Below are 14,521 nucleotides of genomic sequence, written 5' to 3' on the forward strand. Positions count from 1 at the left end.
GATCACGCATCAGTATCTCTCATCAAATCCGACTGTCCCGGCTCAATGGAATTCCACCACTGCTGCAGGTGCGTGCAAATACCTGAGCCATCAAGGGCGACCCTCATGATGCCCTCCTGCCGAACTGGATCGTCTGTTCCAGTGCGAGTAAAGCCGCATGCCCAATGCGCCCAACCCTCATCGTGCGCTGGTGTTATGACTTCAGCAGTAAACCTTATGCTTTCGCGCGCGGCGAGCGTCTTTCTGAAATGGTCCTCAACGGCTTCGCGCCCCCGGAGAGGCGCGTCAAAAGGTGACAGGTGAAAAACCACATCAGCCGCGAACAGAGCTGCCAGCGCGTTTGACTCTCCGCTTTCCATGCGCTTTCCGAAAGCGGCGAGCCAGTTCCTGAAGGCCTGCTCTTCCTTAGCCAACACTGCCTTCCAGACTGACCTCAAGAAGCTTCTGAGCTTCGACCGCAAATTCCATCGGCAGGTGCTGCATGACGTCGCGGACAAAACCGTTCACAAGCAGCGCCACGGCCGCCTCTTCGTCCAGGCCGCGTTGGCGGGCATAGAAGAGCTGATCATCTGAAAGCTTGGTCGTCGTCGCCTCGTGCTCAAGCTGTGCGTCAGCCCGCCTGTTTTCTACGTACGGCACCGTGTGGGCACCGCAATCTCCGCCTATCAAAAGCGAGTCGCACTGCGTGAAGTTACGGGCCTTCTCGGCTTTCTTGTGGACCGATACCAGCCCTCTGTAGGTGTTGTCCGAACGGCCGGCAGAAATCCCTTTTGAAATAATCCGGGAGCGCGTTCGCTTTCCCAGGTGGATCATTTTCGTTCCGGTATCGGCCATCTGGCGGCCGTTCGTTACCGCGATCGAATAGAATTCACCGGAACTGTCGTCGCCACGCAGAATGCAGGACGGATACTTCCAGGTCACAGCAGAACCCGTTTCGACCTGGGTCCAGCTGATCTTCGAACGCGCGCCGCGGCAGTCGCCGCGCTTGGTTACGAAGTTGTAGATGCCGCCCTTGCCGTTTTCGTCGCCTGGCCACCAGTTCTGAACTGTCGAGTACTTGATTTCGGCATCCTCGAGCGCAACCAGTTCTACGACTGCAGCGTGCAGCTGGTTCTCATCGCGCATGGGCGCCGTGCAACCTTCAAGGTACGAGACGTAAGATCCCTTGTCCGCGACGATCAATGTCCGCTCGAACTGGCCCGTATTCTCCGCATTCATACGGAAATAGGTCGACAACTCCATCGGACACCGGACGCCTTCAGGCACATAAACGAATGTCCCGTCAGAAAAGACCGCACTATTAAGCGTGGCGAAGAAATTGTCGGACTGCGGCACAACTGAGCCGAGATACTTCTTCACCAGCTCTGGATGCTCACGAATAGCTTCCGAGATGGACATGAAGATCACGCCAGCCTTTTCGAGTTCCTTGCGGAATGTCGTAGCGACGGAAACAGAATCGAACACCGCATCCACGGCAACCTTCGAACTCGTTGCCCCGCCCCTGGCCTCCGCAGCTGTTTCGGACGCGCCTTCCACGCCAAGCAGCACTTCGGCTTCTCGTAGCGGGATGCCGAGCTTTTCATACGTGTCGAGAATTTCTTGAGGGACGTCGTCGATCGACTCATACTTCGCGCCCTGCTTGGGTGCCGCGTAGTAGTAGAGGTCCTGATAACCGATCTTCTCGTACTGAACTTTCGCCCAGCCTGGTTCCGTCATGGTTTTCCAGCGCTCAAATGCCTTCAGTCTCCAGTCCAGCATCCATTGCGGCTCGCCCTTCTTGTCGGAGATAAAGGCGATGACATCTTCGTTCAGGCCTTTCGGTGCGTATTCGGTTTCGATGTCTGTCTTGAAACCGGCCGAATAGTTCTCCGACTGAAGCGCCTTTGCGGCGGCCACCGTACCTTTGTCTATGCCTTCTTTGACTTTTACATCGTCAGCCATATCAGGCCGTCTCCTTCAGATTTCGGCGATGAAGTATTTCGAGCCAGGCATCCGCCGTGCGATCAAAATCGCTCACCTCACTTCTCCAACCATAGCTGGTGCGTATTGCAGATTCCGCAAGGGTGTCGGATGCGCCCATGGCCGACAGGACTAGCGAGCGTTTGACCTTGCCACTCGAACATGCAGAGCCCGATGAAACCGCGACCCCGGCAAGATCCATCGCCATGACCTGCGTTTCCGCACGAAATCCTGCATAAGCGAAGTTCGATGTGTTCGGAAGGCGAGGCACTCGCTTGCCAAACACCGTTACACCTGCTTCGGAAATGAGCCGCTCCTCCATCGCGTCACGATAGCTCGAAAGCGCTTCCATTTTCGACAGCGCCGCGACAGCGGCATCCACTGCGGCGCCGAAACCAGCGATGCCCGAAAGGTTTTCCGTGCCGGAACGAATTGAACGTTCTTGACCACCGCCGAAGAGGATCGGCAGCAGAGGCGCACCGCTGCTAAGCCAAAGCGCCCCAACACCTTGAGGGCCGCCTGCCTTGTGGGCGGACAGCGCGAGATAGTCCACGCCCAGCAAGGACACATTCACCGGCAGTTTGCCCAGACCCTGGACGCCATCGCATATTGTCAGCCCGCCTGCATCACGAACCATCGCGGCAGCTTCCTGAACCGGCTGGATCACGCCCGTTTCATTGTTCGCTAGCATCAGGACGAGAACGGGCGTTCCAGACTTGGAGCGATCCCAGCGACCCAACCGATCCGCCAGCCAGTCCAGATCAGCCTTGCCGGTCTCATCGACATACAAAGTCTCGACAGCTACGCCAGAATGCCCGGCATTTTTCGACACCGCCTCGTGCTCGACAGCCGAAACCAGGAGCGTGCAATCACCGTCCAGCTTCCTGACTGTTCCCTGGATCGCCAAGGCAACAGCTTCGGTGCCACCCGACGTGAAAATCAGGTCCTGAGGCAAGGCGCGAATGGCCGATGCAACCTGTCCACGCGCCTTTTCCATAAGTTTGCGCGCCTGTCGCCCCGGCCCATGCACGCTCGAGGGGTTCGCTCCGACTTCAAGCGCTGCGAGCATCGCGTCCCGCGCTTCTGGCCGTAAAGGCGCCGTTGCGTTGTAATCTGCGTAAATCATGATCCGGCACTTAGGGTATCATGCCGCGTCCTTACACAAAAACTTGCATTTCCTTGATGCTTTCCTCTAAAGCGCCCAATTCGCACTTTCAGGCTCGCAGCAAATCAAAGAGGCGACTTCCCCATGGCAGAACTCATTATCCCGGGACCCGCTGGCCGCATCGAAGCTCGCTACACCGAACCGCCACAGGAGGGCGCGCCAATCGCGTTGGTACTCCATCCTCATCCGCGCGCCGGCGGAACGATGCAGGACCCGATTGCCATTCGCCTCTATCAGATGTTCGAGCAACGCGGTTTTGGCGTCCTGCGCTTCAACACGCGCGGCGTTGGCCGGTCCCAAGGCGTCTATGACCAGGGCGTAGGTGAACTCGAAGATGCGGCCTATGTGCTGGATTACATGGAAAACATGACGGAAAGTCCGCGCTTTGTCTGGTGCGCCGGTTATTCCTTCGGCGCGTGGATCACACTTCAGCTGCTGATGCGCCGACCAGAGATCGACGGCTTCCTCGCCATTGCCCCGCCCTGCAATCACTACGACCTGGCATTCCTGGCACCCTGCCCTGCATCTGGCCTGATCATCTCCGGTGAGAACGACAAGATTTCGGGGCCGAAAGATGTCGAACGCGCCCTAACAAAAGTCCGCGTCCAGAAAGGTGAGGTGATCGAGCGCGACTCCATCGCTGGTGCAAACCACTTCTTCCAGGGCAAACAGGACGAGCTCATCGCGAAGTGTGCCGCTTACGTTGATCGCCGCCTCATCGAGGATGAGCAGAAATTGCGGGCCGAAGCGGAGACAAAGAAAGTCCGCGGACAAGCCGCAATTACAGATCAGTCTGATGACGACGCCGGCGAAGATGACGACGACGGCGACGACGAGGATTAAGATCAGTCCAGCAACTGGCCGCCAGCCAGTGGCTTTTTGACATTCGTCGTTCCCGGCCAACTGATTGGCAGTCTTCTTCGCGTTCTGACGGCCAGAAATGCAAAGGCTTGCGCTTCTATGGAATCGCCAAGCCAGCCAACATCTTCAGCCGTCATAACCGCGCATGCGCACCGGTTCTTCAGTTCTGAAACGAGCCGGGGATTGTGCCTGCCGCCACCGCAGACAATCAGGTGCGAGGGCGGATCGTCAAACGCTTGAAGCGCGTAGGCTACCGACGCCGCGGAAAAGGCGGTCAAAGTGGCGGCCCCATCCTCCAGGGACAGCCCCCTGGCGAGGCTGGCATTGAAGTCGAACCGGTCGAGGCTCTTTGGTGGCGGCGCATCGAACCAAGGGTGACTGAGCCATTGGATCAGCGCTCCCTCATGTACACGCCCTGCACCTGCAAGGGCGCCTCCCACGTCATGGGTTCCTGCGCCATGGCCCTCTACCCATTCGTCGATCGGACCGTTTGCCGGGCCTGTGTCGAACGCAAAAAGGCTCCCATCACGCTTGCGGTAAGTAATATTGGCGACGCCACCAAGGTTCAGGACGGCGGCGCTACTTCCCGCTGACAGTCTTTTTAACAGCGCTGCGTGATAGGCCGGCGCGAGCGGTGCGCCATGACCACCTTGCTGAACGTCATGGCTCCTGAAATCAAAGGCAAGCGGTACGCCTAACGCGCCGCGCATGGCTGCGGGTTCTATCAATTGAAGTGTCGCGCCAGTCCTGTCCGGCAGCGGCGCTCGATGCAGAACCGTCTGGCCGTGAACGCCCGCAATGGCTGGCACGGGCCCTTTCCAATCCGTCAGAAGACGCTCCCAGGTCTCATGGTGGGTCAGTGTCAGGACACTTTTGGCCGCTTCAAAGGCTTCGACAGGAGGCGGGCCTTCCCAGTTCCAGTCTCTCGCTGCCTGAACTGCAATCTTCAGCACTTCCCGTTCGTCAGGAGCGTATTTGCGTTCAGCGACCGGCCCGAAATCGAGAACATTCACGCCATCTGTCAGGATGAGCGCTGCATCGACCGCGTCGATCGAGGTTCCCGACATGAAGCCGGCGGCCCAAACCGGTTCGAATTCATCATTCGGCAGGTTCAATCTCGGTCTCTCCCGTGCTAGCAGCCCTCTCCGATCAAGGAGTCGCGCCGATGAGCCAGTTCAAATCTGAGTTTCTTACAACACTCGAGGAACGCGGATTCACCAAGCAGATTACACATCCGGATGCGCTGGATGAGTATTGCGCATCTGGCACCCCCATAGCTTACATCGGATTCGATGCGACTGCCGACAGCCTTCATGTGGGATCGCTGCTCCAGATCATGATGCTTCGGCACCTGCAGAAAAGCGGCGGCAAGCCGATTGTTCTCATGGGGGGCGGCACGACCAAGATCGGCGATCCGACGGACAAGGAGAAGTCCAGGCCGCTTCTCACCAATGAACAGATCAATGCAAACATCGCCGGAATTCGGAAGGCGTTCGAGCCTTTTCTCACCTTTGGCGATGGTCCGACAGACGCAATTATCGTCAACAATGCCGACTGGCTGGACAGGCTCGGTTACATTGAGGTGCTTCGCGAAATTGGTGTGCATTTCACGATCAATACGATGGTCAAGCAGGACACAGTAGCGCGCCGCCTTGCCAATGAGCAGCCTTACACCTTCCTGGAGTTCAATTATCTCCTGCTCCAGTCATACGATTTCCTTGAGCTGTTCCGGCGGCATGATTGCCGTCTGCAGCTTGGCGGCTCCGACCAATGGGGAAACATCCTTGGCGGTGTTGACCTCGTTCACAAAGCCGATGGCGGTGAGGCGTATGGCCTGACCGCACACCTCATTACGACAGCATCCGGCGGAAAGATGGGCAAGACTGCGGACGGCGCGGTCTGGCTGAATGCCGACCGTCGTTCACCGTACGAATACTGGCAATTCTGGAGGAACACGGAAGACGCTGATGTGGGGCGGTTCCTGCGCCTTTTCACTGACCTGACGATTGAGGAAATTGAACGCCTGGAAGGCTTGGAAGGCGCCGAGATCAACTCGGCAAAGATTGCGCTCGCCAATGCAGCAACTACGCTGCTTCACGGCGCCGACGCAGCCGCCGAAGCTGAACGGGCGGCCCAAGCCGTTTTTGGTGCCGGCAATTCAGATGAGGCGCTGCCCACCGCCGAAGTATCGCGAGCGTCACTCGACGATGGAATACTCGTAGCGGCGGCTTTCACCGAGGCTGGTTTGAGCCAATCGAACGGAGAGGCTCGGCGCTTGATCAAGCAAGGTGCAGCCAGGGTCAACGATATCGTTGTTAGCGACCAGAATGCGGTCCTGACCTCGGCTGATATCAGCGATAACGGGTCCATAAAGCTCTCAGCCGGAAAGAAACGCCACGCGCTGATCAAGCCAGTCTAAGTTTGGGGCCTCAACTCGATCGCTTCAAAACTGTGTTGAAAGCGACCGCGATACTTGTCGCTCAAACCGACACGCAGCTGCACGTCGCCATCTGCAAGGAAGGTTTCCTCGAGAACGGATCCATGTTCATGCAGCCAGGCTCGAGCAGCACCGTCGCTTGGCGCGAGGCGGACCACATAGGCCTGCAATTCCTCTCGGATTGACTGGACAATCAGCTCCAGCAGTTCATCGAGCCCCTCACCCGTCAGGGCGGACGTAACGACGGCTGGCGTTTCGCCAAGGTCCGCCCGCGCCGACATGCGAAGAGTGTCCTGAATGTCGGTGGGCAGCAAATCCACCTTGTTCCAGGCTTCGATGATCGGCGGCAGTGGCGCGCCGGTCTCCTTCTGCAAATGCGTCAGCACCTGAAGGACATCGCGTTTTCTTTCCTCGTCAGCCTCACTGGAGCGGTCCCGTACGTGGACCAGCAGATCTGCTTCAAGCGTCTCCTCGAGTGTGGCCCGGAAACTGTCGATCAGGTGGGTCGGGAGATCAGAAATAAACCCGACCGTATCAACGAGCGCGGCATCGCCCATACCCGGCAAGTCGAACCGGCGGATGGTCGGGTCCAATGTGGCGAACGGCATGTCACGCGCGAAAACGTTCGCTCCCGTCAGCCTGTTGAACAGGGTCGACTTTCCAGCATTCGTGTACCCGACAAGCGCGATCACCGGGAAACCAGCATCGCGCCGTCCTGAACGCTGCAGACCGCGAGTCCGGCGAACCTCTTCAAGTTCAGCCTTCAGGGACTCCAGTTGCCTGTCCAACATGCGCCGGTCAGATTCCAGCTGCGTTTCGCCTGGGCCACCCAGAAATCCGCCGCCACCACGCTGGCGTTCGAGGTGCGTCCAGGTTCGCACAAGGCGCGAGCGCTCATAGGAAAGGCGGGCAAGCTCGACCTGGAGCTTGCCTTCCTTGGTTCGCGCCCGGAGGCCGAAAATTTCAAGAATCAGGCCTGTTCGGTCGATGACCTTACAATTGAGCGCACGTTCCAGGTTTCTCTGTTGAACCGGGGTGAGCGCCGCATCGACAACACACATTGTGCAGCCGGCGGACGCAATATCCTCGGCCAGACGCGCAAGGATACCGCCTGAAAGCAGGTGGGACGCACTCGGATTGCGAACGTTTTCGCTTCGCAGAAATGCCAGGTTGCATCCAAGGGCCTCAACAAGGCCGGCCGTTTCAGACAGGCGGTCCCTGTCAGGACGCTCGGAGGGTTGCGTCCAAGGAATGACCACGCCGGCCCGTTCTTCCGGTGGCGTGTGGTCTACCAGGTCGGACGTCAATCAGAATCCGAATCTGCAGTCTCATCGAACAGCTGCACGGGCGCGCCCGGCGCGATCGTCGATATCGCGTGCTTGTAAACAAGTTGCGGAGGACGGCCATCGCCGCGCAGCAAGACGCAAAAATTGTCGAACCAGGTGACAACGCCTTGAAGTTTGACACCGTTGACCAGGAATATGGTGAGTGGAGTCCGGGATTTTCGGACTGCGTTCAGAAACGTGTCCTGCAAGTTCTGTTTTTTATCTGCCGACATTTTATTTGCCTGTTCGCTATACGTTTTCGCTGGCGCTATCTGGATTGCCAATTCTTGGCAATAGCTGACACGTCAGCGATGCCAAAATGATGCAGTAAATAGCGGAATGAAGGCAAGTACTTCGAGTCTGCCCAATATCATGCCCAAAATCAGCCAGACCTGCGTCACCCGATCACCTGGCAGGTCCTGGACGTCGACCAGATGAGCCGAATTCGTCAAACTTCCTACCGTGTTGGAGATAGCGTTTTCAAATCCCGACCCGGAAAACGAAAACAGAAGCAGACCTCCAACACACGCCATAATGTAAGCGACAAGATACACCCAGACTCCCATGATCGTGCGGTCAGACTGAATGCGGCGCCGAAACTCAAATGTCAGCAACGACTGCCGGTATCCCATTCGCACAAACTCCTGCCCGACCCTGCGGCTGAGAACGTAAATCCTGGCAAGCTTGATACCGCCCGTCGTCGACAATGCCGCGCCACCAATGAGCGGGGGCGCAAGCTGCAAGGCCAGCGGCAATGCATGGGTAGACGAAGGGGAAACCAGCGCAATACCACTCGTCGAGATCGCCGATACGGCCCAACCGATCGCATTGAAGAAGGACAGACCACAGAAGGCCGCGAGGATGGCAAAGACCGCTATGGCGACCAGGAGCGTGCCAAGCTCCGGATCGCGGATCCAAGCACTCAGGTTGCCGGAGCCGACTTGCAGCAGGAAGAATAGCCCCAGCGATCCCATCAGCAGACCAAGGAACAGGGCGAACGCCCGCACGTGCCGGGTAACATCGACCTGGTGCCCTGCCGGATCTGCGAGCCCAGTGCTGAAGGCACTGGCGGCGTCCAGAAAAGCGGTGTGTGGCGGGATACCGCCGATTACCTCAATCGCGAAAACGATCAGCACGCAGGTCGCCATAACCATGACCGTCATTCTCAGAACGCGCGGCATTGAATCGAAGAAACTCTCATCTGAAAGGCTGAAGAGATGTGTGCGGTGAATGCCTGGACCATCCAGGTTCAATGCAGCTAGTACAGTGGCCGCGAACGTGATTGTCGCGACTGCTCCCGCCAGATTAAGGATCGCTCTCCACAATACCAACGACGCGGGCCAAGGTCCGTTTGATGGGTCAAATGCGGTGTGACCTGTCGTGCTCAGGCAGGAAACAGCCTCATGTATCGCCGTAATCACGCTGGAATTTGCAACCCCCATGAGAAACGGCGGCGCACTGACCAGCGCCATGACGAACCAGAAGATGACCATGAATGCCAGGCCGTCAGATGGCTGGGCACGGCGACGCGGCGTGCCTGTCAGCACAAGTGCTGCAGCGGCGAGTGTCGACATCAGGATTGCCGTCACGAGGAACACGAGTAACTGGGTCGTCTCACCAGCAATCAACGCTGCGAGCGCGCAGACAATCATTCCCCCGGAGAACAGCAGAGTGCTGAATGAAAGCATCCGGATGAGAGCGGAGAAATTCATACACGGGATCTCCGAATGGACACGTTAATCGGACTAGAAAAAGTCAGCGCTGACCCGGAAAAACTGCTCAACCTTACTGGTCAGGCTCTGCTCGTAGAATAGCAGGACATGGTCATTCGCCCGAGGCCGCACATCGGGGCCCGCGAAAATGACCTCGTTCTCTCTCAGAATAGCAGCAGCTGTAATACCCTTGGGTAGCGCATCATATCCAAGCGATTTACCAATCAGCGGCGAGGTCTCCAGTGTCACGCCCTCTGCAATCTCCGCAGCGCCATCCTCGAGAGACTGCAGCGCCAATATCCGTCCCCTGCGCATTTTCATCAGGATCCGTGACACCGTCAGCGCTTTTGGGTCGAGAACCGCATCCACCCCCATCTCGCGAGCGAGGCGGGCCAGTTCTGGCGCATTAACCAGGGCCAAGGACCGTTTCGCGCCAAGTTGCTTGGCCAGTTTCGAGATCAGTATGTTGGCCTTGTCATCATGGGTCGTCGCGATAACAAGGTCCGCGGTCGGTGCATCGGCTTCTTCGAGGATGTTCCGGCTCAGTCCATCGCCGTTGATGACAATTGTCCTGTTGAGCCTCGAAACGGCTGCCTCTGCCTGATCAATATTGGATTCTATAACTCGGACGCGGACATCCGACTGCTTTTCCAAGCCCGCCGCGACGTACAGGCCCACATTGCCACCACCGACAACAACGACCCGGCGCATATCAGCTTCCGGCCGGTTGAAAATGCTATTCAGCCTGTGAGCGTGAGACTTCAGGACAGCGACATAGGCCGTATCGCCGACGAGGAGATTATCATTACCGCGCGGCGCAAAGACGGTGCCGGCGCGGCTGATACCAACAACCCGCGCATTCAGGCTAGGAAACAGGCCCTGAATCTGGTCCAGTGCCGTATCGAGGACCGGACTGTCTTCCTGCACTTCAAGCCCGACAAGCTGGACATCGCTGCGACCGAAATTCACGCTCATCACCGCGCCGGGCGTCTTGAAGCGCTGCAATATAGCGTCGCCAACTTCGATTTCCGGCGAAATGACAAGGTCTATTCCGAGGCCTTCACGCGAAAAAAGCGACCGCCAACCCGGTTGAAGGTATTGCTGGGCCCGAACGCGCGCGATCTTGTTCGGAACCGAAAACAGCGTGTCTGCGACCTGGCAGATCACCATGTTGATTTCATCCGAGTATGTCACCGCGATAATCATGTCGCAGGTATCTGCGCCGGCCGCTTTCAAGACTTCCGGGTGTCCAGCATGTCCCCGCAGCGCTCGGACGTCGAGTTCGGTCTGAACCAGATCAATCAGGCGCTCATCCTGATCGACCATGATAATATGATGGTTTTCGCGCGCCAGCCGGCGGGCAATCCCCTGACCGACGCGGCCTGCGCCGCAGATGATGACATGCATATAATCAGGCTTCCGAACGGTTCGCCGAGGCGTTTACACCAAGAGCCTTCAATTTTCTATGAAGCGCGGAACGTTCCATGCCGATGAACTCGGCCGTCCGGGAGATGTTCCCGTCAAAACGCGTGATCTGCAGGGTGAGATATTCTCGCTCAAACTGCTCGCGCGCGTCGCGTAGGGACAGGCCAACGAGCTCACTGGAGGCTGACGGCCCTTTGCCACTTAGGGCCTGGCGATCCTGGGGCAGTTCATCAACGGATACCGGTCGCCGTGTATCGTTTGGCGAAAGGATCAGGATGCGCTCGACAAGGTTCTTCAGCTGACGAACGTTACCGGGCCAGTCCATCGATTGCAGGACGGCTATAGCTTCGGGAGAGAACTGCCGGGGATTTAGCCCCGAACTATCCGCAATGCGCGCTGTGAAATGGTCGATCAACAGTGGAATATCGTCCCGCCGTTCGGCGAGCGATGGCACTTTGATAGGAACAACGCTTAGCCGGTAATACAGGTCCTCCCGGAAACGACCTGCCTCGATCTCTTCCTTGAGATCCTTGGTCGATGCCGACATCACCCTGACGTCGACCCGCACATCAGACTTCCCACCCACGCGCTGGAAGCGCTGCTCCGTCAGCACCCTCAGGATCTTGTTCTGCGTGCCAAGCGGCATATCCGCGACTTCATCGAGCAGTAGTGTCCCGTCATGGGCTTTTTCGAACAGTCCAATGCGACGGGGACGCCCATCATTGTCCTCTTCACCGAAGAGTTCCTGCTCCATGCGGTCTGGCGCGATATTGGCGGCGCTGACGACAACGAACGGTCCATCATTCCGGTTTGAATGCGCATGAATAAGGCGAGCCGTGAGCTCCTTGCCCGCACCTGCAGGGCCGAGGATCATGACCCGCGAATTCGTCGGTCCGACTTTGCCAATCGAGGACCGTAGCGCCGTCGCCGCCGCACTGGAGCCGATCCAGTCGTCACTGCTTACGACGAGCGTCTTCAGCGAGGCGTTTTCACGCTTGAGAGCCGTCGACTCCAGCGCTCTTTCGACCAGATGGAGGAGTCGGTCTGCCTTGAAAGGCTTCTCGATGAAATCATAAGCGCCCCGACGAATTGCGGCGACGGCTGTTTCAATGTTTCCGTGACCACTGATGACGATGACCGGAATCAATGGATCGATCGATTTGAGATACTTCAGAAGCGACAGGCCATCCATGTCGCTGCCTTGCAGCCAGACATCGAGGATTACCAGGCCCGGTGCCCGCATCCTGACCTCTTCGAGCGCCTTTTCGGCGGTCGCAGCACTACGGACGGAGTAGTTCTCATCCTCCAGAACGCCCGAAATGAGCTCCCGGATATCCGGTTCGTCGTCGATGATTAGAATGTCACTGGTCATTGTGGGGCCTCCGCAATCTCTACATCCCCCATGGAAACAAGATCGCTCTGCTTTGGTAGAACGATCCGCACGCGTGCGCCCTGAAGCCCATCCGACCGGCCCTCCAGCGCAATCGATCCGCCGTGATCCATGATGATCCGGTTGACGATCGCCAGGCCAAGCCCGGTGCCTTTTTCACGCGTTGTAACATAGGGTTCCAACAAACGGTCCCGGGCCGCTTCGGGGAAGCCGGGACCATTATCTTCTATGATAATCTCGACAGAGTCGCCCAGATCATCCGTCGAAATTTCGATCAGGCCCTGCGTCTCTTCCCCCGGTGGCAGGCCATCAATCGCTTCCGCAGCATTCTTGACGATATTGCCGATCGCCTGCGCGAGAAGCCGTTCATCACCGGAGACGATGAGCGGATTGCTCGAATGGTGTGCCTCGACCGATATCTCCGGGCTGACCACATGTTGGGCAAAGCCGGTCTCGTCGAGCAAGGATGCAAGATCAAAGCTCTTCAGTGTCGGCTTAGGCATCCGCGCGAAGCCCGAAAACTCCTCGACCATCCGGCCGATGTCGTTCACTTGCCGTAGTATGGTGTCCGTGCACCTTTCAAAAACGACATCGTCTTCCGGGATGTACTTCGTGTAACGACGCCGAAGACGCTCGGCCGAAAGCTGGATCGGCGTGAGCGGGTTCCGTATCTCGTGCGCAATGCGGCGCGCCACATCACGCCAGGCCAGCTGACGCTGCGCATTCACCAGACGCGTCGCATCATCGAAGGTAAGGACGAGCCCTCCCGTCGTATCGCGGGCGATCTTCAGGCGGAAGTGCCTGTGGCCGTTCGGCTCACTGACATCGATAGACGCATCTACAGGATGCCCGGTCGACGCCGCATCGGTTGAATACCGGTCGAATGCGGGCGCTACGTCGCCTAGCAGCTGCCCCTCAAGTGGCTCTTCCCAGCCCAGGAGCTTGTGAGCCGACGGATTCGCCAGTGTGATCCTGAACGACTCGTCGACCCGCACGACGCCGGCGCTGACCTCCTCCAGGAGCGTCTCGAGAAACAGCCGACGGTGCTCAGCGTCTTCCCGGGCTGTTTCAAGCGCCGAGCGCTGGGCACCAAGTTGTTCCGTCATGACGTTGAAAGAGCGGCTGAGCGCGCGAACCTCATCCTTGCTGCCTGGCAGGGGCACGCGGACATCCAGGTTGCCGTCACGAACCGATTGGGCCGCACTGGCAAGCCGGCCAATCGGGCCGGTGATCCGGCTCGCGGCTTCAAGCGCCAGGCGCACGGCCAGGAGCAGGACCAGCGCTACAATCTGCCCGTAGGCAACGACGAACAGCGCCTGCGACCGCGAACTCAGTTGCCCGGCGATCCGATATTCTTCCAATGCTTGCTCGGCCCGGCGAAGGCGAGCAAAGGCGTCTCTGTCGAGAGGCTTTGCGAGATAGAGATAGGCATCCTCCATGCCGTCAAGTTTGACCAGCGAACTGGCGAAGCCCTCGCCTTCCTGAAGTGAAAGGATAACTTCTCCCTGGTCGGCCTCGTCGAACATCTCGTTGGTAGGTCGGCGGAAATAACCGCTCCCACCGGCATTCTCCCCAATCGCCAGGGGGATACCCTTGTCATCAATCACATATGCAGCGGGCATGTTCCGCACATAAGCCTGGATGCCGAGATAGGATGAAAAACGTTCGGGGTCTTCTGTCAGACCTTGCAGCGCATTGTTCACGTCCGTCGCCATCAGGCGGGTGTCCTGCTCAAGGATGTCGCTGAACTCCTGGACATTTTCCTGAGCGACGGCTGCCGTCTGCTCAACCAGCGTGACGATCCGCTCACCGAACCAGGTATCGAAACCGCGCGTGATGGCAGCCCAGAGGAACAGCGATACGACCAGAGCCGGAATGGCCGCGGAAAAACCGAACAGCAGCAGGAAGCGCCGCGCAAGCCGCTCTCCGCCCTCGCCCCGCTTGTCGTTCCGGGTCGCCATGTAGCGCTGGGCGATGATCAGGGCGAGTATGCCAATAATGACCGTATTGACGATCAGCAGGACCTGGACGTCTCGGCTGACCGGGTCGATCGGATCCATATCGGAAACAGCTACAAACGTTACGGTCGCAGCGAGAAACGCGGCAATCAGGAACAACCACTGGAACAGCGTCCATCCCGACTGGGCGTTGTTGGATTTCAGGAACCCGACCAAACTAAACCCTCGCAGCTAAGCCTGTGCCCAGGCTGCAACACTGAGGATTTAGAGCAACACTCAGGCGTCAGGT

12 protein-coding genes are annotated in these 14,521 nt (G+C 58.2%); 2 read left to right on the forward strand and 10 right to left on the reverse strand.

The window, feature by feature from the left end; translation table 11 throughout:
• Positions 1–2: 2 nt before the first annotated feature.
• Genes D1227_RS18030 through D1227_RS18040 form a run of 3 tightly spaced genes read right to left on the reverse strand, consistent with a single transcriptional unit; the run spans position 3 to position 3,085 of the window.
• Entirely contained in the window at positions 3–413 is a 411-nt protein-coding gene (locus tag D1227_RS18030) for a nuclear transport factor 2 family protein (protein ID WP_119405680.1), read from the reverse strand.
• Positions 406–1,941 carry a Fe-S cluster assembly protein SufB gene (sufB, locus tag D1227_RS18035; protein ID WP_119405681.1) on the reverse strand — a complete coding sequence of 512 codons (1,536 nt, stop codon included), beginning with the start codon at positions 1,939–1,941 and terminating at the stop codon, positions 406–408. Before sufB ends, D1227_RS18030 begins: the two co-directional genes overlap by 8 nt.
• A gap of 1 nt (position 1,942) precedes the next feature.
• Complete coding sequence (locus tag D1227_RS18040) at positions 1,943–3,085, reverse strand: cysteine desulfurase family protein (protein ID WP_119405682.1); 1,143 nt, start codon at positions 3,083–3,085, stop codon at positions 1,943–1,945.
• Between the two features lie 123 nt (positions 3,086–3,208).
• Here D1227_RS18040 and D1227_RS18045 point away from each other — a divergent pair, with 123 nt between their 5' ends.
• Positions 3,209–3,967 (forward strand): alpha/beta hydrolase, encoded by a 759-nt coding sequence (locus D1227_RS18045; RefSeq protein WP_119376675.1) that lies wholly within the window; start codon positions 3,209–3,211, stop codon positions 3,965–3,967.
• 2 nt (positions 3,968–3,969) lie between these two features.
• On the opposite strand, the gene D1227_RS18050 is transcribed toward D1227_RS18045, so the two are convergent.
• Positions 3,970–5,100, reverse strand: coding sequence for an anhydro-N-acetylmuramic acid kinase (locus D1227_RS18050; RefSeq protein WP_233349882.1), 1,131 nt, complete (start codon positions 5,098–5,100; stop codon positions 3,970–3,972).
• A 50-nt stretch (positions 5,101–5,150) separates the two neighbouring features.
• Here D1227_RS18050 and tyrS point away from each other — a divergent pair, with 50 nt between their 5' ends.
• A complete protein-coding gene (gene tyrS / locus D1227_RS18055) occupies positions 5,151–6,404 on the forward strand; it encodes a tyrosine--tRNA ligase (RefSeq protein ID WP_119405683.1) in 1,254 nt (417 codons plus the stop codon).
• Here tyrS and hflX read toward each other — a convergent pair.
• The 6 genes from hflX to D1227_RS18085 form a co-directional block, all read right to left on the reverse strand.
• Positions 6,401–7,729 carry a GTPase HflX gene (hflX, locus tag D1227_RS18060; protein ID WP_119405684.1) on the reverse strand — a complete coding sequence of 443 codons (1,329 nt, stop codon included), beginning with the start codon at positions 7,727–7,729 and terminating at the stop codon, positions 6,401–6,403. The two genes, tyrS and hflX, sit on opposite strands and share 4 nt — an antisense overlap.
• Complete coding sequence (hfq, locus tag D1227_RS18065) at positions 7,726–7,980, reverse strand: RNA chaperone Hfq (protein WP_119376672.1); 255 nt, start codon at positions 7,978–7,980, stop codon at positions 7,726–7,728. Before hfq ends, hflX begins: the two co-directional genes overlap by 4 nt.
• Before the next feature lie 72 nt (positions 7,981–8,052).
• Positions 8,053–9,459 carry a TrkH family potassium uptake protein gene (locus D1227_RS18070; RefSeq protein ID WP_119405685.1) on the reverse strand — a complete coding sequence of 469 codons (1,407 nt, stop codon included), beginning with the start codon at positions 9,457–9,459 and terminating at the stop codon, positions 8,053–8,055.
• Between the two features lie 33 nt (positions 9,460–9,492).
• Positions 9,493–10,866, reverse strand: a complete 1,374-nt coding sequence (gene trkA, locus D1227_RS18075) for a Trk system potassium transporter TrkA (RefSeq protein ID WP_119376670.1) — start codon at positions 10,864–10,866, stop codon at positions 9,493–9,495.
• 4 nt (positions 10,867–10,870) lie between these two features.
• A complete protein-coding gene (gene ntrX / locus D1227_RS18080) occupies positions 10,871–12,256 on the reverse strand; it encodes a nitrogen assimilation response regulator NtrX (RefSeq protein WP_119376669.1) in 1,386 nt (461 codons plus the stop codon).
• Complete coding sequence (locus D1227_RS18085; protein ID WP_119376668.1) at positions 12,253–14,448, reverse strand: sensor histidine kinase NtrY-like; 2,196 nt, start codon at positions 14,446–14,448, stop codon at positions 12,253–12,255. Before D1227_RS18085 ends, ntrX begins: the two co-directional genes overlap by 4 nt.
• Positions 14,449–14,521: the final 73 nt, after the last annotated feature.

The sequence above is a fragment of the Henriciella mobilis genome (assembly GCF_003576315.1).
GTDB classification, from domain to species: domain Bacteria; phylum Pseudomonadota; class Alphaproteobacteria; order Caulobacterales; family Hyphomonadaceae; genus Henriciella; species Henriciella mobilis.